Annotated in this window: 22 protein-coding genes and 2 tRNA genes; 21 read left to right on the plus strand and 3 right to left on the minus strand. The window is 53.7% G+C overall.

What is annotated here, in order from left to right:
• The first annotated feature begins 6 nt into the window (after positions 1–6).
• The 4 genes from QZ725_RS13255 to QZ725_RS13270 are packed head-to-tail and all read left to right on the plus strand — an operon-like array spanning position 7 to position 3,952.
• Positions 7–1,497 (plus strand): NADH-quinone oxidoreductase subunit M, encoded by a 1,491-nt coding sequence (locus QZ725_RS13255; RefSeq protein ID WP_293780434.1) that lies wholly within the window; start codon positions 7–9, stop codon positions 1,495–1,497.
• 60 nt (positions 1,498–1,557) lie between these two features.
• Positions 1,558–3,042: an NADH-quinone oxidoreductase subunit NuoN gene (gene nuoN, locus QZ725_RS13260; RefSeq protein ID WP_293780437.1), complete on the plus strand. Its 1,485-nt coding sequence runs from the start codon at positions 1,558–1,560 to the stop codon at positions 3,040–3,042.
• An 18-nt stretch (positions 3,043–3,060) separates the two neighbouring features.
• A complete protein-coding gene (locus QZ725_RS13265; RefSeq protein ID WP_293780440.1) occupies positions 3,061–3,366 on the plus strand; it encodes a DUF2818 family protein in 306 nt (101 codons plus the stop codon).
• 22 nt (positions 3,367–3,388) lie between these two features.
• On the plus strand, positions 3,389–3,952 hold the full coding sequence (locus QZ725_RS13270) for an NUDIX hydrolase (RefSeq protein ID WP_293780443.1): 564 nt from the start codon (positions 3,389–3,391) through the stop codon (positions 3,950–3,952).
• 83 nt (positions 3,953–4,035) lie between these two features.
• Here the strand turns inward: QZ725_RS13270 and QZ725_RS13275 are convergent, their stop codons facing one another.
• Positions 4,036–5,721, minus strand: a complete 1,686-nt coding sequence (locus tag QZ725_RS13275) for an electron transfer flavoprotein-ubiquinone oxidoreductase (RefSeq protein ID WP_293780446.1) — start codon at positions 5,719–5,721, stop codon at positions 4,036–4,038.
• Between the two features lie 164 nt (positions 5,722–5,885).
• On the opposite strand from QZ725_RS13275, the gene QZ725_RS13280 reads away from it, so the two are divergent.
• From QZ725_RS13280 to QZ725_RS13345, 14 genes are all read left to right on the plus strand, one after another.
• On the plus strand, positions 5,886–6,662 hold the full coding sequence (locus tag QZ725_RS13280; RefSeq protein WP_293780449.1) for an SDR family oxidoreductase: 777 nt from the start codon (positions 5,886–5,888) through the stop codon (positions 6,660–6,662).
• A 29-nt stretch (positions 6,663–6,691) separates the two neighbouring features.
• Positions 6,692–7,555 (plus strand): alpha/beta hydrolase, encoded by an 864-nt coding sequence (locus QZ725_RS13285; RefSeq protein ID WP_293780452.1) that lies wholly within the window; start codon positions 6,692–6,694, stop codon positions 7,553–7,555.
• Positions 7,556–7,579: 24 nt separating this feature from the next.
• Positions 7,580–7,939 carry a RidA family protein gene (locus QZ725_RS13290; protein ID WP_293780455.1) on the plus strand — a complete coding sequence of 120 codons (360 nt, stop codon included), beginning with the start codon at positions 7,580–7,582 and terminating at the stop codon, positions 7,937–7,939.
• Complete coding sequence (locus QZ725_RS13295) at positions 7,939–10,218, plus strand: bifunctional (p)ppGpp synthetase/guanosine-3',5'-bis(diphosphate) 3'-pyrophosphohydrolase (protein WP_293780458.1); 2,280 nt, start codon at positions 7,939–7,941, stop codon at positions 10,216–10,218. Before QZ725_RS13290 ends, QZ725_RS13295 begins: the two co-directional genes overlap by 1 nt.
• Before the next feature lie 106 nt (positions 10,219–10,324).
• A tRNA-Val gene (locus tag QZ725_RS13300) sits at positions 10,325–10,401 on the plus strand.
• A gap of 213 nt (positions 10,402–10,614) precedes the next feature.
• Positions 10,615–12,522, plus strand: a complete 1,908-nt coding sequence (thrS, locus tag QZ725_RS13305) for a threonine--tRNA ligase (RefSeq protein WP_293780461.1) — start codon at positions 10,615–10,617, stop codon at positions 12,520–12,522.
• A 60-nt stretch (positions 12,523–12,582) separates the two neighbouring features.
• Positions 12,583–13,104 carry a translation initiation factor IF-3 gene (gene infC, locus QZ725_RS13310; protein ID WP_293780507.1) on the plus strand — a complete coding sequence of 174 codons (522 nt, stop codon included), beginning with the start codon at positions 12,583–12,585 and terminating at the stop codon, positions 13,102–13,104.
• A 155-nt stretch (positions 13,105–13,259) separates the two neighbouring features.
• The gene (gene rpmI / locus QZ725_RS13315) at positions 13,260–13,457 is read left to right on the plus strand and encodes a 50S ribosomal protein L35 (protein WP_124574982.1); all 198 of its coding nucleotides are present in this window, start codon (positions 13,260–13,262) and stop codon (positions 13,455–13,457) included.
• A 22-nt stretch (positions 13,458–13,479) separates the two neighbouring features.
• On the plus strand, positions 13,480–13,839 hold the full coding sequence (gene rplT / locus QZ725_RS13320) for a 50S ribosomal protein L20 (protein WP_293780468.1): 360 nt from the start codon (positions 13,480–13,482) through the stop codon (positions 13,837–13,839).
• Positions 13,840–13,981: 142 nt separating this feature from the next.
• A complete protein-coding gene (gene pheS / locus QZ725_RS13325; RefSeq protein ID WP_293780471.1) occupies positions 13,982–14,998 on the plus strand; it encodes a phenylalanine--tRNA ligase subunit alpha in 1,017 nt (338 codons plus the stop codon).
• Between the two features lie 87 nt (positions 14,999–15,085).
• Positions 15,086–17,515 (plus strand): phenylalanine--tRNA ligase subunit beta, encoded by a 2,430-nt coding sequence (gene pheT, locus QZ725_RS13330; RefSeq protein ID WP_293780474.1) that lies wholly within the window; start codon positions 15,086–15,088, stop codon positions 17,513–17,515.
• Between the two features lie 20 nt (positions 17,516–17,535).
• On the plus strand, positions 17,536–17,967 hold the full coding sequence (locus QZ725_RS13335; RefSeq protein ID WP_293780510.1) for an integration host factor subunit alpha: 432 nt from the start codon (positions 17,536–17,538) through the stop codon (positions 17,965–17,967).
• A 3-nt stretch (positions 17,968–17,970) separates the two neighbouring features.
• Complete coding sequence (locus tag QZ725_RS13340; protein ID WP_293780477.1) at positions 17,971–18,357, plus strand: MerR family transcriptional regulator; 387 nt, start codon at positions 17,971–17,973, stop codon at positions 18,355–18,357.
• Positions 18,358–18,423: 66 nt separating this feature from the next.
• Positions 18,424–18,500, plus strand: a tRNA-Pro gene (locus tag QZ725_RS13345).
• 228 nt (positions 18,501–18,728) lie between these two features.
• Here QZ725_RS13345 and QZ725_RS13350 read toward each other — a convergent pair.
• Positions 18,729–18,995, minus strand: coding sequence for a hypothetical protein (locus QZ725_RS13350; RefSeq protein ID WP_293780480.1), 267 nt, complete (start codon positions 18,993–18,995; stop codon positions 18,729–18,731).
• Between the two features lie 209 nt (positions 18,996–19,204).
• On the opposite strand from QZ725_RS13350, the gene QZ725_RS13355 reads away from it, so the two are divergent.
• Entirely contained in the window at positions 19,205–19,474 is a 270-nt protein-coding gene (locus tag QZ725_RS13355; protein ID WP_293780483.1) for a hypothetical protein, read from the plus strand.
• Between the two features lie 66 nt (positions 19,475–19,540).
• Here the strand turns inward: QZ725_RS13355 and QZ725_RS13360 are convergent, their stop codons facing one another.
• Positions 19,541–19,714 carry a hypothetical protein gene (locus QZ725_RS13360; RefSeq protein WP_293780486.1) on the minus strand — a complete coding sequence of 58 codons (174 nt, stop codon included), beginning with the start codon at positions 19,712–19,714 and terminating at the stop codon, positions 19,541–19,543.
• Between the two features lie 342 nt (positions 19,715–20,056).
• On the opposite strand from QZ725_RS13360, the gene QZ725_RS13365 reads away from it, so the two are divergent.
• Both QZ725_RS13365 and QZ725_RS13370 read left to right on the plus strand, forming a co-directional pair.
• Positions 20,057–20,227: a hypothetical protein gene (locus QZ725_RS13365; protein ID WP_293780489.1), complete on the plus strand. Its 171-nt coding sequence runs from the start codon at positions 20,057–20,059 to the stop codon at positions 20,225–20,227.
• A gap of 39 nt (positions 20,228–20,266) precedes the next feature.
• The coding region (locus QZ725_RS13370; protein ID WP_293780492.1) for a nitrate reductase associated protein at positions 20,267–20,589 on the plus strand (323 nt) is incomplete at its 3' end.

The following is a 20,589-nucleotide window of genomic DNA, read 5'->3' on the forward strand; positions in this document are numbered from 1 at the left end:
AAAAATATGATGCAGTCAACATTTCCTATTTTGAGTCTCGCGATCTGGTTGCCGATTGCGTTTGGCGTCCTGGTTCTGGCGATCGGCCGTGATGACAATCCCGGTCTGTCGCGCAGTATTTCGCTGGTTGGTTCGATTGCCAGCTTCCTTGTTACGTTGCCGCTGATTACCGGCTTCGACAAGGCTGCGCATGGCATGCAGTTTGTCGAAAAGCGCAACTGGATCGAGATTTTCAATATCAACTACTCGCTGGGCGTTGATGGCCTGTCGATGTGGTTCGTCGTGTTGACGGCCTTCATCACGATTTTCGTCGTGATCGCCGCATGGGAAGTCATCGAGAAACGCGTCTCCCAGTACATGGGCGCATTCCTGATTCTGTCGGGCATCATGATCGGCGTTTTCTGCGCGCTGGACGGCATGCTGTTCTACGTGTTCTTCGAATCGACGCTGATTCCGATGTTTATCATCATCGGTGTATGGGGTGGTGCGAACCGCGTCTACGCATCGATCAAGCTGTTCCTTTACACCTTCATGGGTTCGCTGCTCATGCTGGTTGCGATGCTGTACCTGTACTTCAAATCGGGTAACAGTTTTGACATCCTCGCATGGCATGCTCTGCCATTGCAGATGAACGAACAGGTTTTGATTTTCCTGGCATTCCTGATGGCGTTCGCTGTCAAGGTACCAATGTGGCCGGTGCATACCTGGTTGCCGGATGCCCACGTGGAAGCACCGACCGGCGGTTCGGTCGTGCTGGCAGCCATCATGCTGAAACTGGGCGCCTACGGCTTCCTGCGTTTCTCGTTGCCAATCACGCCTGATGCCAGCCACTATCTGTCGGGCTTCGTTATCACACTGTCGCTGATTGCCGTGATCTACGTTGGTCTGGTTGCTCTGGTACAGAAAGACATGAAAAAGCTGGTCGCGTATTCGTCGATCGCACACATGGGCTTTGTTACCTTGGGCTTCTTCATGTTCAACGACATGGCAGTGCAGGGCGCCATCGTGCAGATGATCTCGCACGGCTTTGTTTCTGGCGCGATGTTCCTGTGTATCGGCGTTCTCTATGACCGTATGCACACTCGTGAGATCGCTCAGTACGGTGGTGTCGTGAACGTGATGCCACGTTTCGCAGCTTTCTTCATCCTGTTCTCGATGGCCAATGCCGGTCTACCAGCCACTTCCGGTTTCGTTGGTGAGTTCATGGTGATTCTGGGTGCGGTCGAATACAACTTCTGGATCGGTATCCTGGCTGCTACTGCCCTGATCTTGGGTGCAGCCTACTCGCTGTGGCTGGCCAAGCGCGTGATCTTCGGTGAAATCACCAATCATCACGTTGCCGAAATGACCGATCTGAACAAGCGTGAATTCCTGATGCTGGGCGTGCTTGCGATCTGTACGCTCGCCATGGGCCTGTATCCGGCACCGTTCACCGACGTCATGCAAACCTCGGTTTCCGATCTGCTGCAGCACGTATCGGTTTCCAAGCTCAACTAATGAATGGTGAATTTGCGGGTGAAACAACCGCGCAACTGAACGCATAAGAATCGCGACAACATGAATAACTTGAATCTGATACCGGCTCTTCCTGAAATCTTTCTGGCGATCGCAATTGCTGTGATCCTGCTGGTCGATTTGTTCACGAAGGATGTCAAACGCAACATCACTTACGTCCTGGCGATTGTCGCGATGGGTGTTTGTGGGGTGATTACCTTTAGCGGCCTCAACAACGGCGCGACGGTCTACACCTTCAACAACATGTTCGTTGCCGATCCGATGTCGAACATCCTGAAGCTGTTCTCGTATCTGGCGGTTGCATTGACGCTGATCTATTCGCGCCAGTATGCGAGCGATCGCGACATGATTGGTGGTTACAAGGGCGGTGAGTTCTACATTCTGTCGTTGTTCTCGTTGCTGGGCCAAATGGTCATGATTTCGGCAAACAACTTCCTGATCATTTATCTGGGTCTGGAGATGATGTCGCTGTCGCTGTATGCGCTGGTTGCCATCCGTCGCGATCATGCTGTTTCGACCGAAGCCGCAATGAAGTATTTCGTGCTTGGTGCGCTGGCATCCGGCTTCCTGCTCTACGGTATTTCCATGCTGTACGGCGCCACTGGCTCGCTCGATCTGACGGAAGTTGCCAAGGCAATCGCTTCGGGTGTCGTCAACAAGCCGGTTCTGGTTCTGGGTCTGGTGTTCGTGGTTGCCGGTCTGGCATTCAAACTGGGTGTCGTGCCTTTCCACATGTGGGTACCTGACGTCTACCAGGGCTCGCCAACTGCAGTCACCTTGCTGCTGGGCGGTGCACCGAAACTGGCAACGCTGGCGATCACCATCCGTCTGTTGGTGGAAGCATTGCCTGCATTGGCAGTCGACTGGCAGCAGATGCTGACCATTCTGGCAGTGCTGTCGATGGCGATCGGTAACATCACGGCAATCATGCAGACGAATATCAAGCGCATGCTGGCTTATTCGACGATCTCGCAAATGGGCTTCGTCTTGCTCGGTTTGTTGTCGGGTGTTGTCACTGCTGCAGATGGTTCGGTGACCAATGGTTACGGCGCAGCGATGTTCTATTCGATTACCTATGTGCTGACGACGCTGGGCGTATTCGGCATCATCATGCTGTTGTCGCGTGCCGGTTTCGAAGCCGAAAATATTGATGATTTCAAAGGCTTGAATCAGCGTAGCCCATGGTTTGCCTTGGTCATGTTGCTGTTCATGTTCTCGCTGGCAGGTGTGCCACCAGTCGTCGGCTTCTATGCCAAGCTGTCGGTTCTGCAAGGTGTGCTGGCTACCGGTCAGATCTGGCTGGCAATCGTGGCGGTTCTGTTCTCGCTGATCGGTGCCTACTACTATCTGCGTATCGTCAAGGTCATGTACTTTGACGAGCCTGTCGATCAAAGCAAGCTGGTGACGACGCCTGACGTCAGCGTAGCACTGAGCGCCAATGGTGTTGCGGTGTTAGTGCTGGGCCTGATGCCTGGTCCGCTGATGACCGCATGTGCTGCGGCAATCGCCAGAACGCTGGCAGCCTGAAGCGGATAACCGGTTGCAGTGGATGTCTCGCTCGCAAGCTGGTTCGTGATTCTGTTGGCGCTGTTCTGCGCCAACATTCCATTCTTCAATGAGCGGCTATTTGCCGTGATTCCCACCAGACGGTTACAAAAGCCGGTCTGGTGGCGACTCTTCGAATTATTCACCCTTTATTTTATTGTCGGTGCCATCGCGCACGGCATGGAAGCCAGAATGGGTACGGCTTTTCCCCAGGGATGGGAATTCTATGCCGTGACCGGCTGCCTTTTCCTGGTTTTTGCCTATCCCGGTTTTGTCATGCGTTACATGCGCCGTCGCAAACGCTGACCGTCGCGCTCAAGAGGAATAGATGGACGAGCATCTGAAAGAAACGCAACTCGACACATGCGTCGCCTATGACGGTTCTTTTCTGAAAGTCATCAAGGATACGGTGCAGCTTCCGAACGGGCAGCCAGCGACGCGAGAATATATTCCGCATCCCGGAGCCGTCGTCATCCTGCCGGTATTCGATGATGGCAGCATTCTGCTGGAGCGACAGTTTCGCTATCCACTGCGTCGTACATTTATCGAATTTCCTGCCGGGAAGATCGATCCCGGTGAAGCGCCGCTGGCCTGTGCCAAACGCGAACTATTGGAAGAGACAGGTTATACGGCGAGCGAATGGCATTTCGTGTGCAAGATTCATAATGCCATTGCCTATTCAGATGAATTTCTCGACATCTATCTGGCGCGTGGTTTGCAAGCCGGTGAACGCAAGCTCGATGAGGAGGAATTTCTTGATGTTTTCAAGGCATCGAATGACGATCTGCTCTCATGGATCAACAAGGGAGACGTGACGGATGTGAAAACCATCATCGGTGCATTCTGGCTGGAGAAAATCTTTGCAGGCATGTGGGCGCCGAAACCTGCATGATCATTCTATTTAGAGGATTCATCAAAAACAAAAAGCCGCGAGAAGCGGCTTTTTGTTTGGTCGTGCTTGAGATCGTGTAGCGCTCACATATTCGGATAATTCGGCCCACTACCACCCTCTGGCGTCACCCACACGATATTCTGCATCGGATCCTTGATATCGCACGTCTTGCAGTGCACGCAGTTCTGCGCATTGATCTGCAGTTTGTCTTCATCGGCCTCATCCTTGACGAATTCATAGACCGCAGCCGGGCAGTAGCGGGCTTCCGGGCCGGCGTACTCGGCCAGATTCACCCTGACCGGAATCGTCGGGTCTTTCAACGTCAGGTGGATGGGTTCACTCTCTGAATGATTGGTGTTCGACAGAAAGACCGATGACAGGCGATCGAAGGTCAGCTTGTTGTCCGGTTTCGGATAGACGATCGGTGTGCAGGTGGCAACCGGCTTCAGTTTGGTGTGATCGGGCTGGTCATTGTGCAGCGTCCAGGGCGCCTTGCCCCCAAAGACGATCTGATCGATGCCGAACAGCAGCGTGCCCTTGATCAAGCCTTTGCTCATCATCGGCTTGAAGTTACGGGCCACATGTAGCTCTTCCTTGAGCCAGGATTGCTCGAACGCTTCTGGGTAGGCGGTCAGCGCATCGCCCTGGCGTCCAGCCGTTACGGCATCAAACGCGGCATCGGCGGCCAGCATGCCGGTCTTGATGGCGGCATGGCTGCCCTTGATGCGGCTGGCGTTCAGAAAGCCGGCATCGCAACCGATCAGGGCACCACCGGCAAAGACGGTTTTCGGCAAGGCTTGCAGGCCACCTGCCGTAATCGCACGTGCGCCATAGGAGACGCGTTTGCCGCCTTCGAGAAAGCGACGAATCTCGGGGTGGGTCTTGTAGCGCTGGAATTCTTCAAATGGCGACAAATAAGGATTGCGGTAGCCCAGTCCGACCACATAGCCGACCACGACCTGATTGTTCTCCAGATGGTAGAGGAAGGAACCCCCATAGGTATCGTTATCCAAGGGCCAGCCTGCCGTATGGATGACCAGGCCGGGCTGATGCAATGCCGGATCGATTTCCCACAGTTCCTTGATGCCGATGCCATAGGTCTGTGGATCGCGATCCTGGTCGAGTGCAAAGCGTTCGATCAGTTGCCGCCCCAGGTTGCCGCGCGCACCTTCGGCAAACAGCGTGTACTTGGCATGCAATTCCATGCCGAGCTGAAAGGCATCGGTGGGCTGACCATCTCGACCAACGCCCATGTTGCCGGTCGCCACACCTTTGACGGCACCTTGTGCGTCGTACAGGATTTCCGCAGCGGGAAAGCCGGGGAAGATTTCCACGCCCAAGGCTTCGGCTTGCTCACCGAGCCAGCGCACCACATTGCCCAGCGACACCACGTAGTTGCCATGATTCTGCAGGCAAGCGGGCAGCATGAAATTCGGGGTCTTGTAGGCCTTGTCGGCGGTCAGGAACAGGAAACGGTCTTCGCTCACGGGCGTATTGAGCGGGGCACCTTGTGCCTTCCAGTTAGGCAGCAGTTCGGTCAGTGCCTTGGGATCCATGACGGCGCCAGACAGAATATGGGCACCGAGTTCACTGCCTTTTTCCAGGACGCACACGGAGAGTTCCGTGCCCGCTTCGGCGGCACGTTGCTTGAGGCGGATGGCGGCTGACAGGCCGGCCGGGCCACCACCGACGATCACTACGTCGTAGTCCATCGTGTCGCGCGGGCCGTAGTCGGCGAGAAGGCTGTTTGCAGAAGAGGTTTGCATCATGTTTTCAACGGTAAAATCTGTTCGTGCGGCTGAATCGAAAAAGTTTCATGGCAATCTTGTGCGCTCGGAAACGTGACCAGCTTTGCTTTCGTGTAATGATACCGTCTCTCGCTGTTGTTTTGAGAGCGAAAGCATGGTCAGACATTTAATTATTAGGAGATGGCGTGGGCGTTGAAGTCAATTTTGAGGGCAAGGTGGCATTGGTAACAGGCGCATCGAGTGGACTGGGAGCGCGGTTTGCCAAGGTATTGGCGATGGCCGGAGCGCAGGTTGTGCTGGCATCGCGCCGCATTGATCGCCTCAAGGAATTGCGCGCAGAGATCGAAGCAGACGGCGGTGCCGCCCATGTGGTTGCTCTCGACGTGACCGATTACGCCAGTATCAAATCGGCGGTTGCGCATGCGGAGACCGAAGCCGGCGGCATTGATATTCTCGTCAATAATTCCGGCGTATCGACCAGCCAGCGCCTCATTGACGTGACACCGGACGATTACGCGTATGTCATGGATACCAACCAGCGTGGAGCGTTTTTCGTGGCGCAGGAAGTCGCCAAACGCATGATCATGCGTGCAAAGGGAGATCCACGCAAACAGCATCGCATCATCAATATTGCTTCTGCGGCCGGATTGCGCGTGGTGCCGGAACTGGGCATTTACTGCATGAGCAAGGCCGCCGTGGTGCAGATGACAAAAGCGATGGCGCTCGAATGGGGACCATTCGGGATTAACGTCAACGCAATCTGTCCCGGTTATATCGGCACGGAAATCAATCTCGATTATTTCAATGGCGAACAAGGTCGGCAATTGATCAACACCTTGCCGCGCAAGCGTATCGGCAAGCCCGAAGATCTTGATGGTCTGCTGTTGTTGCTGGCGGCGGAAGAGTCGCATTTCATCAACGGCGCCATCATGAATGCCGATGATGGAATGAGCGTTCAGTAATCAATACGTCAGCGACCTAGTCATTCATCATGAAGGCACCCGCAAGCCGTTATGTGCGCTGCATGTCGCCTGCCGGCTTGCATCGCCTTGCCTACAAGGAATGGGGCGATGCCGCCAATCCCAGAGTATTGGTTTGCGTACACGGTCTGACACGCGTATCCGATGATTTCGATGTCATCGCAGCGAAGCTGTGCGAACACTATCGTGTCATTTGCCCGGATATTGTCGGACGCGGCCGCTCCGATCATTTGCGCGATCCACTGCATTATCAGGTGCCGCAATACATCGCCGACATGGTCACGTTGATTGCCCGTCTCGATGTCGAACAGGTCGATTGGCTCGGCACCTCCATGGGCGGATTGATCGGTATTGGGTTGGCTGCACAGCCGCAACGCCTGATTCGGCGATTGGTGCTCAACGATATCGGTCCAGCGCTTAACCCGCAGGCGATGGCGCGCATCGCTGAATACGTCGGGCAGGCGCCAAGTTTTGCCTCATTTGAAAAGGCACGAGATTATGTGAAGCTGATTTCAGCCTCGTTCGGCGAACATGACGACGCACAGTGGAACAAGTTGGCCCGTGATGTATTGAAGGAAGAGCAGGGTGTATGGCATTTCGCGTACGATCCTGCGCTCGCCGTGCCTTTCAAGGCAATGACGCCGCAAACCATCGCTCAGGCAGAGCAGACCTTGTGGGCGGCATACGATGCCATTCGTTGTCCAACGCTGTTGTTGCGCGGGGCAAACTCGGACATGCTTTCGCCGGCAACGGCGCAAGAAATGACGCAACGTGGCCCCAAGGCGCAGTTGCAGGTCTTGCAAAATGTGGGGCATGCCCCCACCTTGCTCGACAATGTCCAGATTGCATTGGTAAAAGATTTTCTGCTGGCCTGAGCGGGTCGGCTATTTGGAATTGGTATGAACATTGCTCGCATGCACGTCGGCGATACGCTGTCCGAAATCGCCATTCACAACGGTACCGTTTATCTGGCCGGCCAGATCGCCGAAGATACATCGCAGGACATTCGCGGTCAGACGCACGAAGTGCTCGGCCACATTGATCGTTTGCTGGCGGATGCTGGCAGCGATAAATCGCGCATTCTTTCCTGCCAGATTTTCATCGCCGACGTGGCCGATTTCGAAGGCATGAATGAAGTATGGAATGCCTGGGTCGTGCCAGGCCATACGCCGCCTCGCGCTACTGTCGGTGCGCGCTTTCCCGATCCTGGCAGGTTGATCGAAATCATCATCGTGGCAGCCACGAATCAGGTTTTGTAATGGTTTCTACCGCATCGGCATACAGCGATACCGAAGAATTGCTTCGTTCGGATTTGAGCGAGCAGGATGGTGATCGCGTCATCGCCGCGCTTGAATTCGTGCGTCCCTATTACGAGGGGAAAACGGTCTCGACCGGGCAGGACGATGTTGAAAACGAGCAGGATGTGTACGACTTTTCTGCCTGCGTTGCGACCGTACTGGCACATGTCGAAACCGATGCCGATACGCGTATCGCTGCCTTGCTATTTGAATTGCCGGCCATGGATGCGACGGCCGGCGCAAAGATAGAAGAGCGCTTCGGCAAGGAAGTCAGCGATCTGGTCGATGGTGTGCGCCAGCTCATGCGCCTGCATGAACAAACCTTTGTGCAGCATGAAGCCTTGCGCGGCAAGAATGCTGCGCAGGAAGCGGCGGCCCAGCTTGAAGTATTGCGCAAGATGCTGCTGGCGATGGCTGTGGACATGCGTGCGGTTCTCGTGCGTCTGGCCACACGGGTTGCGACGCTGCGCTATTTTGCGGATCGCAAATTACAGAACGAACGTTCGCGCCAGTATGCACGCGAAACATTCGACCTCTACACGCCGCTCGCAAACCGGCTTGGCATTTGGCAGTTGAAGTGGGAACTCGAAGACCTGTCGTTCCGCTTCCTTCAGCCGGAAGCCTATCGGCGCATCGCTTCGCAGCTTGAGGAAAAGCGGGTCGAGCGCGAAGCCTTTGTAGCCGAATCCATCCAGCGACTCGAATCCGAAATGGCTGCGGCAGGCATCAAGGCCGAAGTGTATGGACGCCCCAAGCACATCTACAGCATCTGGAGCAAATTGCGCGGCAAGGAGATCGAGTTTTCCGATCTGTATGACGTGCGTGCTTTCCGCGTCATCGTCGAGGATGTGAAGACCTGCTATACCGTGCTCGGTATTGTGCACAATATTTGGCCGCCGATTCCTGAAGAATTCGACGATTACATCTCGCGCCCCAAGTCCAACGGCTATCAATCCCTGCATACGATCGTGATTGCCGAAGACGGTCGTCCGCTCGAAGTGCAGGTGCGTACGACGGACATGCACGAATTCGCCGAGTATGGCGTGGCAGCACACTGGCGTTACAAGGAAGCCGGCAATTCCAATTTCGCAGGGCAGAAATACGACGAGAAGATTGCATGGCTGCGCCAGTTGCTGGCGTGGAAGAGCGAGGTGGTTGATACCGTCGTCAGTCAGGAAGACGTACATCGCGATTGGGTGGAAAAGCTTAAATCAGCGACGCTGGATGATCGTATTTATGTACTGACGCCACAGGCGCGCGTCATCGAGTTGCCGAATGGCGCAACGCCGATTGACTTCGCCTATCACCTGCACAGCGATATCGGTCATCGCTGCCGTGGCGCGCGCGTTGATGGCGTACTGGTGCCACTCAACACGCAATTGAAGAACGGACAAACGGTCGAGATCATTACGGCCAAAGGTGTCAATGCCACGGGGTCGGTCGGTCCGTCGCGAGACTGGTTGTCGCCTGGCTATGCGGCGAGTTCGCGTACGCGCGCTAAGGTGCGTGCCTGGTTCAATGCTATCGATTTGCAGGAGACCATTTCGCACGGACGTGCCTTGGTTGAAAAAACACTGCAACGGGAAGGCAAGACGGCAACCAATCTTGAAGAATTGGCGCAGACCCTCGGCTTCGCCAAACTGGATGATCTGCTGGTATCGGTCGGCAAGGATGAGTTCAGCCTGCGTACCATCGAGCAGGCCTTGCATGGCGAAGATCCCAATGCAGCACGTCTGTCGGAAGACGATGTCGTCATTCCGCGCAAGAGCCGTTCTTCCAGCGTGGCGCATGGCGCGAAATCTGGCGTGCTGGTGGTTGGCACCGATGGCTTGCTGACGCAGCTCGCGCGCTGCTGCAAGCCGGCGCCGCCTGACGACATTCGCGGCTTCATTACACGCGGCAAAGGCGTATCGATTCATCGGGCCGACTGCAAGAATTTCATGGAAATGGAGCATAAGGCGCCAGAGCGTGTGATCCAGACGGCATGGGGTAGTCCGCAAGTATCTACGGTTTATCCGGTGGATATTTTTGTGCTGGCTTCCGATCGTCAGGGGCTGCTGCGCGATATCTCGGATATTTTCCTACGCGAGAAAATCAATGTCATTGGTGTCAGTACACAGAGCGTAAAAGGGCAGGCGCGCATGGCCTTCACGGCGGAAATCGGCTCGACTGCACAACTGCAGAAAGCACTCAACATCATCAGTGAAGTCAATGGTGTGCTTGAGGCGAAGCGCCATTAAGGGCAGTGGCAATCGGTTGACGCCGGGGATGTGCCGAGAAATTCATGAGAAATTTCAAAAAGGCACTATGCAAATAAAATCTTTGTGTCTATAATCTCGTTTCTTTAGGCGCGTAGCTCAGCTGGTTAGAGCACTACCTTGACATGGTAGGGGTCGTTGGTTCGAGTCCAATCGTGCCTACCAACGAAAATTTGGTAAAACCTGTAAGAGCGAGAAAGGCATATCCGGTTATGACACCGCGAACGACAACCAAATCGGTTTCCAAGCGTATCTAGTCGGTTCTTTTTTCGTTTTGCCATTTGAGAAAAGCGCGGCTAGTCCGCGTTTTTTTTCGTCCGCATTTTTTGCATTCTTATTTCTAGCGTCAGTCGCATGCCGACTGCACCGGAGAACATCATGATTAAAGTTACGCTTCCCGATGGTTCGCAACGCCAATTCGATGCTGCCGTCACCGTGGCGCAAGTTGCCGCGAGTATCGGAACCGGCTTGGCTAAGGCTGCGCTGGCCGGCAAAGTCGATGGCAAGGTAGTGGATACGTCGTTTCTCATCGAAAAAGACAGCGACCTCGCTATCATCACAGACAAGGATGCGGAAGGTGTGGATGTCATTCGTCACTCCACGGCGCACTTGCTGGCGTATGCCGTCAAAGAGTTGTTCCCTGATGCGCAGGTGACGATTGGCCCGACCATCGAAAACGGCTTCTATTACGATTTTTCGTACAAGCGTCCCTTTACGCCGGATGATCTGCAAGCCATCGAGAAGAAGATGACTGAGCTTGCGAAGAAAGATGAACCTGTCACGCGCAAGGTATTGCCGCGTGATGAGGCAGTGGCGTATTTCAAGTCAATCGGCGAGCACTACAAGGCCGAGATCATTGCATCCATTCCGGCGAATGAAGATGTGTCGCTATACAGCGAAGGCAATTTCACCGACTTGTGCCGTGGCCCGCACGTGCCTTCGACGGGCAAGCTCAAGGTGTTCAAGTTGATGAAGCTGGCGGGCGCGTATTGGCGCGGCGATTCGAACAACGAAATGCTGCAGCGCGTTTACGGTACGGCGTGGGCGAAAAAGGAAGATCAGGAGCAATACCTGCACATGCTGGAAGAGGCCGAAAAGCGTGATCATCGCAAGCTCGGCAAACAACTCGACTTCTTCCATTTTCAGGATGAGGCGCCAGGCTTGATTTTCTGGCATCCCAAAGGCTGGACGATTTGGCAGCAGGTTGAGCAATACATGCGCCATACCTATCAGATCAATGATTATCAGGAAGTCAAGGCGCCGCAGATTCTGGATGCGAGCTTGTGGGGCAAGACCGGTCACTGGGATAACTATCGCGAAAACATGTTCGTGACCGAGTCCGAAAATCGCGTTTATGCGCTCAAGCCAATGAATTGCCCGGGTCATGTGCAAATCTTCAATTCGGATTTGCGCTCGTATCGCGATCTGCCGTTGCGTTACGGTGAATTCGGTCAATGTCATCGCAATGAGCCGTCAGGTGCTTTGCATGGCACTATGCGCGTTCGCGGTTTCACGCAGGATGATGGCCATATCTTCTGCACGGACGATCAGATTCAGTCCGAAGTCATGGCCTTCCATCCGCAAGCGATGAAAGTCTACGAGGATTTTCGCTTCAGCAATATCGATGTCAAGATTGCATTGCGCCCAGACAATCGGATTGGCACGGACGAGGTTTGGGACAAGGCGGAAGATGCCTTGCGTACGGCCTTGCGTACATGTGGTGTCACCTGGACTGAATTGCCGGGTGAGGGTGCGTTCTACGGGCCGAAGATCGAATATCACTTGAAGGATAGCCTCGGTCGTCCGTGGCAGGTCGGTACCATGCAGGTCGATTTCTTCATGCCGCAGCGCTTGGGGGCGGAATATGTTGATGTTGACAACACGCGCAAAACGCCGGTCATGTTGCATCGCGCGATCGTCGGCTCGCTCGAGCGTTTCATCGGCATTCTGATTGAAAACCATGCGGGTGCGATGCCGCTTTGGCTGGCGCCGGTGCAGGTTTCGGTTCTGAATATTTCCGATGCGCAGGCTGATTACGCGCGGGATGTTGCACAAAACCTGAAAAAACAAGGGTTTAGGGTGCAGCTCGATTTGCGTAACGAGAAGATTACCTATAAAATACGCGAGCATTCCGTTCAGAAGTTGCCTTATATCCTAGTGATTGGCGACAAGGAGCGGGACGCGGGAACAGTGGCCGTGCGAGCGCGAGGTAACGTCGATCTGGGCGTCATGTCCATCGATGATTTGGTGAAACGCCTCAAGGATGAGGTCGAAACCAAAGCCTAGGGATCAAACCCGTTGCGCAGGAGCACGGCTTAATTATTTGATTTTGCAAAGGAAATTGCGATAGCTACTGACAAGTCTCATCGTATCAACGGTGAAATTACAGCGCCTGAATTGCGTTTGAGTGGTGTCGATAACGAGCCGCTCGGTATTGTGAGCCTGGCTGAGGCCTTCCGCCTGTCGGAAGAAGCCAACGTCGATCTGGTGGAAATTGCGCCAAATGCGCAGCCACCCGTTGCCCGTCTGATGGACTACGGCAAGTTCAAGTATCAAGAGCAGAAAAAGGCGCATGAAGCCAAGCTGAAACAGAAAGTGATCTCCGTCAAGGAAGTCAAATTCCGGCCTGGTACCGATGATGGTGATTACAACATCAAGCTGCGTAACCTCACCAAGTTTCTGGAAGACGGCGACAAGACCAAGATCACGTTGCGTTTTCGTGGTCGTGAAATGGCGCACCAGGATATCGGCATGCGGATGCTGGAGCGCCTGAAGTCGGATCTGGAGCCGTATGGTCAGGTCGAGCAGTTTCCCAAGATGGAAGGGCGTCAGATGATCATGGTCATCGCGCCGAAGAAGAAAAAATAAGATTCGTGCAGATTGCCGGTAACGGCAATGTGTGCAAATGGCGGTGAACTCGATTTCGCCGCATAACAAGTGAGAGCAGGCATCCAAGAGCAACGAAATTGTTGCCACCTGTGATCATACAAAATGGAGCTGTCCGAAAAGGACAGATGTGTGTCATGCCTAAAATGAAAACGAAAAGCAGCGCCAAAAAGCGCTTTCGTGTCCGTCCAGGTGGAACCGTAAAACGCGGTCAAGCTTTCAAACGTCACATCCTGACCAAGAAAACCACCAAAAACAAACGTCAATTGCGCGGTGCTGTCGGTGTCCATGACACCAACATGAATTCCGTTCGCGCAATGATGCCGACCGCTTAACCTCACATCCTAAGGAGCAATCATGCCTAGAGTTAAACGTGGGGTTACCGCACGGGCCCGCCATAAGAAAGTTCTTGACCAAGCCAAAGGCTATCGTGGTCGTCGCAGCAAGGTTTACCGTATTGCCAAGCAAGCAGTCATGCGCGCTGGTCAATATGCTTACCGTGATCGCCGCAACAAGAAACGTGTTTTCCGCGCTCTGTGGATCACCCGTATCAATGCAGCATCGCGTGAACATGGCCTGACCTACAGCGTGTTCATGAACGGTCTGAAGCGCGCTTCGATCGAACTCGATCGTAAAGTGCTGGCCGACATGGCTGTGTTCGACAAGCCGGCATTCCTGGCTATCGTCAATCAGGTGAAAGCAAACATCGCTGCTTGAGTGTTGTGATCGTAAGCGCTGTCTTCGGACAGCGCAGCAATATTGCGGGGCAGGGTTTCATACCTATGTCCCGTTTTTATTTTTACCGCTCGCTTTTTTGCATGCCTTTTCGGCGTCATGTCGCAAGGCGAAAACAATTCGCATGAATCTTCTAGATCAACTCGTCACGCAGGCCCAGTCCGATTTCATTACCGCTCCCGATGCGGCAGCGCTGGAAAATGCGAAAGCAAAATATCTTGGCAAGACCGGGCAGATCACCGAGCAAATGAAAAGTCTCGGCAAGCTGGCACCGGAAGAGCGCAAGGCGCAGGGCGCCCTGATTAACGCCGCCAAGGAACAGATCGAACAGGCACTGACCGCACGCCGTGATGCACTCTCGAATGCGCAGATGGAAGCACGCCTGAATGCGGAAGCCATCGACATTACGCTGCCGGGACGTGGCCGTGGTGTTGGCGGCATTCATCCGGTGATGCGTACCTGGCAACGTATCGAGGAAATTTTTGGGTCGATCGGTTTCGACGTGGCAGACGGCCCCGAGATCGAGAATGACTGGACCAATTTCACCGCACTGAATAGTCCGGAAAATCATCCGGCGCGTTCGATGCAGGACACTTTCTATATCGAAGGTAACGACACGCAGGGCAAACCCTTGCTGCTGCGTACGCATACGAGTCCTATGCAGGTGCGCTATGCACGCATGAACAAACCGCCGATTCGCGTCATCGCTCCCGGCCGTACCTACCGCGTCGATAGCGATGCCACGCACTCGCCGATGTTCCATCAGGTCGAAGGCTTGTGGATTGACGAGAACGTCAGCTTTGCCGATCTCAAGGGCGTCTATCTGAATTTCGTGCGCGCGTTTTTTGAAACGGACGATTTGCAGGTGCGTTTCCGTCCATCTTATTTCCCCTTCACCGAACCGTCGGCAGAGATTGATATCGCCTTTGGCAGCGGTCCGTTGAAAGGACGCTGGCTCGAAGTATCCGGTGCTGGACAGGTTCATCCGACGGTACTGCGCAACATGGGTTTCGATCCCGAGCAGTTCATTGGTTTTGCGTTCGGCTCCGGCCTTGAGCGTCTGACCATGCTGCGTTACGGAATCAACGATTTGCGCCTGTTCTATGAAGGCGATCTGCGTTTCCTCAAGCAATTCAACTAATCCGATGGGACGTGCGGCAATCGTCCTGTTGGGCGAGGTGCCGCTTCTCCTGCAATTGTGATGTCTGTGGCAAAAGGTTTTTAAATCATGCAATTTTCCGAGAGCTGGTTGCGTACGATGGTCGATCCGAACATGACGTCGGATGCCCTGTCGCACATGTTGACGATGTCGGGTCTGGAAGTCGAAGAAGTCGAACCTGTCGCGCCGCCGTTTTCCCATGTGGTGGTGGCTGAAGTACGCGAAATCGCCAAGCATCCTGATGCCGATCGCCTCAACGTTTGCCAGGTGGATGCCGGCACAGGTACCTTGCTCAACATCGTATGCGGCGCACCGAACGTGCGTGTCGGCATGAAGGTCGCTTGCGCCATGGTCGGTGCTGTCTTGCCGCCGGGTGAAGATGGCAAGCCATTCAACATCAAACTGGGCAAGCTGCGCGGCGTGGAGTCGCAAGGCATGCTGTGTTCGGCCAAGGAATTGAAATTGTCGGACGAGCAGGGCGGCTTGATGGATTTGCCATCGGATGCGCCAGTCGGACAGAATTTCCGCGATTACTATCAACTCAACGATCTCAAGTTTACGATCAAGCTGACGCCCAACAAGGCAGATTGCTTATCCGTGCTGGGTGTGGCGCGCGAAGTCGCCGCGTTGACCGGTTCTGCGTTGAAAGCGCCGAGCTGGCAGCCTGTGGCGGTCAATAGCGACGAAGTGCTGCCCGTGCGCATCGAAGCACCTGATCTGTGCGGTCGTTTTGCCGGCCGCGTGATCCGCGGTCTGAATGCGAAGTCCCCGACTCCGGAATGGATGAAGCAGCGTCTGGAGCGCAGCGGTCAGCGCCCGATTTCGGCACTGGTGGACATTTCCAACTACGTCATGCTCGAACTTGGGCAGCCAACGCACGTGTTCGATCTGGACAAGATTCACGGCGGTCTCAATGTGCGCTGGGGAAAGCAGGGTGAATCGCTGAAGCTGCTGAATGGCAATACAGTCGCCATCGACGACTGGATCGGTGTGATCGCCGACGAGAAGGAAATCGAATCGTTGGCCGGCATCATGGGTGGTGATGCCACCGCCGTGTCGCTGGAAACTCAAAACATCTATCTGGAAGCGGCATTCTGGCATCCGGCAGCGATCCAGGGACGTGCACGTCGCTTCAATTTCTCGACCGATGCAGCGCATCGTTTCGAACGTGGTGTCGATTTTGCAGCCACGGTGCAATGCATCGAGCGCATCACTGCGCTGATCGTGGAAATCTGTGGCGTATCCGGTCAGACCACGGTCGGCCGTGTGGACGATCATGTCGTCAATCAGCCTGCGCGCAAACCGGTTAGCGTGCGTACCGCACGTGCCGCCAAAGTCATTGGCGTGGCACTCGACGATGCAGCGATTGCCGATATTTTCACTCGTCTGGGGCTGTCCTTCACGCAAGGTGAGGGCACGTTCTCGGTAACGCCACCTTCGTACCGCTTTGATATCGAGATCGAGGAAGATCTGATCGAAGAGATTGCGCGCGTCTACGGTTTTGAAAACATTCCTGCATTGCCGCCTATCGCTGCCAATGCGATGCATATTGGGCCGGAAGACAAACGTTCGCTCTTCACGATTCGTCGCCAGTTGGTCGATGCGGACTATCAGGAAGTCGTTAACTACAGTTTCGTTGAACAAGCCTGGGAAACCGACTTTGCTAACAACACGAATCCGATTCGTTTGCTGAATCCGATTGCCAGCCAGATGAGCGTCATGCGTTCGACCATGTTTGGCAGCCTGATTGCCAATGTGCGCTACAACCTCAATCGCAAAGTCGGTCGCATTCGCCTGTTTGAAATCGGTGCGGTTTATTTGCGCAGCGAAAGCAAGGAAGATGGTCCGCTGTCGGTTGCCGGCTTCGATCAACCCAAGCGCGTCGCAGCGATTGCTTATGGTCCGGCGCTGGAAGAGCAATGGAGTCTGCCGACAAGCAATGTTGATTACTTCGATCTCAAAGCTGATCTGGAAGCCTTGCTGGCACCGAAGATTGCAACCTTCGTCAAGTGTGATCATCCTGCGTTGCACCCAGGTCGTTCTGCCAAGGTGATGCTGGATGGCCGCGAGATTGGCGTGATCGGTGAGTTGCATCCTCGTTGGCAGCAGAAATACGATTTGCCAAATGCACCAGTCATGTTCGAGATTGACGCCAATGCATTGCAAGCGGTTGGCTTGCCTGTCTACAAGGAAATTTCCAAGTTTCCAGCAGTCACGCGCGATCTTGCTCTAGTGGTCAAACAACAGGTGGCAATGCAGGAATTGCTGGATGTATTCGAGGCTGAAAAGGCTTTGAATCCTGCCTGTGGCATCTTGCAAGTGGTTGTTTTATTTGATGAATATCGCGGAAAAGGATTGGAGTCGGACGAAAAAAGCCTTGCTTTCCGTTTCACCTTGCAAGATACTCAAACGACCCTGCAGGATGATCGAGTCGATGCCGCAATGAACGCATTTGTGGCTGCCGCAGGCAAGCGACTGGACGCGCGTCTGCGCGCATGACACTGCCGGAAATGACAGCGATGAACGACGTGAATTCAGCAGAACTCCAATCCGTACTGACCGCCGACCTGCAACGAGCCATGCTCGAATCGCAGGTACGCTCGCAGGCAGAAAAAGATCTTCCCACGCTGACCAAGGCCGAACTTGCCGAATTATTGTTCGAGCAGGTTGGCCTCAACAAGCGTGAAGCGAAAGATATGGTCGAAACGTTTTTCGACGAAATTCGCGATGCGCTGGAACGTGGCGAGTTGGTCAAGTTGTCCGGCTTCGGCAATTTCCAGTTGCGCGACAAGCCGCAACGTCCGGGCCGCAATCCCAAGACCGGAGAAGAAATTCCCATCACGGCGCGTCGTGTAGTTACCTTTCACGCCAGCCAGAAACTCAAGAGCATGGTGGAAGATGTCATGCAGGGCGCACCTTCTTCGCATACCGCGATTTCCCAGGCTACCTGATAGATGAACGATCGCATCAACAAACCAGAGCCGGTTGTGTTGCCGCCGATTCCTGCCAAACGGTATTTCACCATTGGCGAGGTCAGTGATTTGTGCGGCGTCAAGCCGCACGTCTTGCGTTATTGGGAGCAGGAATTCACGCAGCTCAAGCCGGTCAAGCGCCGTGGCAACCGTCGTTATTACCAGCATCACGAAGTGCTGTTGATTCGCCGGATTCGCGAGTTGTTGTATGAGCAGGGCTTCACGATCAGTGGCGCGCGGAACAAGCTTGATACACGTCTGCAGAATCCTGAGGATGATACTGCGGCGCAGGACGAAGCAAAGGCGCAGAATGCGCAGCTGATGGCGATTCGTACCGAGCTGAACGACATCCTCTTATTGCTTAAATAATCGAGTAGGTGCTGGCTGTTGCCAATGGCAAAAAACGAGTTGGCTCTGTTATAATATTTCGCTCGTCGGGGCGTAGCGCAGCCTGGTAGCGTACTTGCATGGGGTGCAAGGGGTCGTGTGTTCGAATCACACCGTCCCGACCAAATAATCTGTCACTGAAGCCATCTTTTTTAAGATGGCTTTTTTGTTTCCATTGCGTATGCTCGAAATGAAATAGCTTTTTAAAAAGAGAGATATCTAAAGGGGGCTTCATTTATGAGGCCCTTTTTCTATGCCTTTTCGTATTCGCAAAAAATAATGGAAGCCGGAAGCTCTTGCCAGAAAAGTAAAAGGTGAGGCGCGGACTCGTAGCAGTTTGGAGCCAGACTGACTTAAACAGTCGGCGGTGATACCAGACCCAGCGCATCTAATGCAGCCATGGCTCCGAAAAAGACAATAAAGAATGTCATCCAGCCTAGCCAGTTTCTTTTCAGTCTTCTTGATACAAGCAAGCCTAGCCAGATCGCTAGCAAGCCAATCACTGTCTTGATGAGTGGATTCGAAAAATCATCCATTGCTTCAATTATCCTTTGATGCTGTGCAATCAATACATATCGAAGATCGCATACCGTAACTTCTCTTGAGCGGGGCAACGTCATCAATTTTCAGAGAAATGTTGAAGTAGCCTTGAATCACGCTCGCGGTGAAGTGCAGTCGATCACGGGCAAGCGCGTATAAAGTGATGCTCTTTCGCGATTTGGTAGAGTAGCATGTTGTCGCGCCATTAAAGACCCGCTTAGCGGCACTTGCAGAGCTACATGCGGTCTGTATATGCTCTGATTTACCGTTTTCTTGGAAGAGGAAAAACATGAAAAACAAATCGCATTACGAAACCTATAAAGACTGGAGCGTTTCCGTGCAGGTGGCGGCGCATTTGTCTGGTGCTGAAGTGGACAAGGCGTTTCCCGAGTACATGCCACGCGTCTTCGTGACTGAGCATTTTGGCGGCGGTAAATTCAAGGACAAGGAAGTCATTGATGGTCATTCCTATCCGACGCAAGAAGAATGCATTGAGAAAGGTTTGATCGCAGCACGCGATTACATTGATCGACAAACAGACGCGAAGAAGGCAGCTTGAGGCCGTCGGTGAACAAACATGAAAAAGCCCCGCTTGATGCGGGGCTTTTTGTTTGAGAGGAAACGTTTATTGCTCGTTTTTCGATTCCTGTCGGCGTTCGTTAACGTTGAATTCCGATTGAGTATCGCTTGACTTCAAGCTTTCGACAGCATCATTTTTATTGCTGCGTTTATCTTGGCTTGCTGCTTGTGGTGCATTGTTTGTCTTTTCCTTGCTGCTTTTCATTTCCTTGTTAGACATATGCATGCTCCTTTGGACGGTGATAATGGATCGACGATACGTAACCGCCGTTCTTCAGCCAATCGGAAAATCTGCCATACGCATGTCGGAAATTCTGCCAATTTCTGCCACGAGGAAAGATGCAAATTCTCGCAGTGGCAGAAAACTTCACATAATCAATGACTTGAAAAGTTATTCTGCTATTTGTCCACAGGACTATGCACATTTTTCAGGGATAACTTTGACTCATCCGACACGACACTTTCTTTTTTCCTACATGAACTTCGTGAATCAGCCGATAGGCCGCAACAGGTAATAGTTCTAGATTGAATGTTCCGATTTTTAATGATGGAAGGAGAGAAAATGGGTGACGAAAAAGATAAACTGGTGCCTGCGCAACCTGCTTCGCGTACTACGCCGGGCCATGACAAGGATCCGCGCTGGATCGCGGGTGACAAACTAAGCAAGGACAATGAAGAAAAACTCGACAAGGAACATCTGGACGACAAATCCACGAAAATTGGCGGCAGCTGATTTTCGATTCAATCTGTCTGCTCACGAAAGCGCGGCTCTATGAGTGCCGCGCTTTTTCAATTCGAGCAGGATGGACGTTACGCGCTTCGCCGTATTCCGATGATTGTGCGTTTCAATCTGGATGCCATCGGCATTCGATTTGATTTTGCCGGGTGGGCGGCTTTGAGCAGGGAAGAGCGGCAGGAATTGGTCGATATGCCGTGCACGTCTGATCAGGAAAAGGCCTTGTATCGACAACGCCTGATGCAGATGCTGGCACCACATATGGAAAAGCCGGATCTCGACCTGCAGAATATCGCGATAGAAGCGGATCCACTCTGGTCGCATGAGAGCGTGCCATCCGTGGTGGTCGATACGCTGGC

It is taken from the genome of uncultured Oxalicibacterium sp. (assembly GCF_913776015.1).
In the GTDB taxonomy this organism is placed as follows: domain Bacteria; phylum Pseudomonadota; class Gammaproteobacteria; order Burkholderiales; family Burkholderiaceae_D; genus Oxalicibacterium.

Bases quoted from the DNA above. Each gene is read 5' to 3' on its own strand.
- QZ725_RS13255 (WP_293780434.1), top strand. From the start codon at position 7: ATGATGCAGTCAACATTTCCTATTTTGAGTCTCGCGATCTGGTTGCCG.
- nuoN (WP_293780437.1), top strand. From the start codon at position 1,558: ATGAATAACTTGAATCTGATACCGGCTCTTCCTGAAATCTTTCTGGCG.
- QZ725_RS13270 (WP_293780443.1), top strand. From the start codon at position 3,389: ATGGACGAGCATCTGAAAGAAACGCAACTCGACACATGCGTCGCCTAT.
- QZ725_RS13275 (WP_293780446.1), bottom strand. From the start codon at position 5,721: ATGATGCAAACCTCTTCTGCAAACAGCCTTCTCGCCGACTACGGCCCG.
- QZ725_RS13285 (WP_293780452.1), top strand. From the start codon at position 6,692: ATGAAGGCACCCGCAAGCCGTTATGTGCGCTGCATGTCGCCTGCCGGC.
- QZ725_RS13290 (WP_293780455.1), top strand. From the start codon at position 7,580: ATGAACATTGCTCGCATGCACGTCGGCGATACGCTGTCCGAAATCGCC.
- QZ725_RS13295 (WP_293780458.1), top strand. From the start codon at position 7,939: ATGGTTTCTACCGCATCGGCATACAGCGATACCGAAGAATTGCTTCGT.
- thrS (WP_293780461.1), top strand. From the start codon at position 10,615: ATGATTAAAGTTACGCTTCCCGATGGTTCGCAACGCCAATTCGATGCT.
- rpmI (WP_124574982.1), top strand. From the start codon at position 13,260: ATGCCTAAAATGAAAACGAAAAGCAGCGCCAAAAAGCGCTTTCGTGTC.
- rplT (WP_293780468.1), top strand. From the start codon at position 13,480: ATGCCTAGAGTTAAACGTGGGGTTACCGCACGGGCCCGCCATAAGAAA.
- pheS (WP_293780471.1), top strand. From the start codon at position 13,982: ATGAATCTTCTAGATCAACTCGTCACGCAGGCCCAGTCCGATTTCATT.
- pheT (WP_293780474.1), top strand. From the start codon at position 15,086: ATGCAATTTTCCGAGAGCTGGTTGCGTACGATGGTCGATCCGAACATG.
- QZ725_RS13335 (WP_293780510.1), top strand. From the start codon at position 17,536: ATGAACGACGTGAATTCAGCAGAACTCCAATCCGTACTGACCGCCGAC.
- QZ725_RS13340 (WP_293780477.1), top strand. From the start codon at position 17,971: ATGAACGATCGCATCAACAAACCAGAGCCGGTTGTGTTGCCGCCGATT.
- QZ725_RS13350 (WP_293780480.1), bottom strand. From the start codon at position 18,995: ATGACGTTGCCCCGCTCAAGAGAAGTTACGGTATGCGATCTTCGATAT.
- QZ725_RS13355 (WP_293780483.1), top strand. From the start codon at position 19,205: ATGAAAAACAAATCGCATTACGAAACCTATAAAGACTGGAGCGTTTCC.
- QZ725_RS13360 (WP_293780486.1), bottom strand. From the start codon at position 19,714: ATGTCTAACAAGGAAATGAAAAGCAGCAAGGAAAAGACAAACAATGCA.
- QZ725_RS13365 (WP_293780489.1), top strand. From the start codon at position 20,057: ATGGGTGACGAAAAAGATAAACTGGTGCCTGCGCAACCTGCTTCGCGT.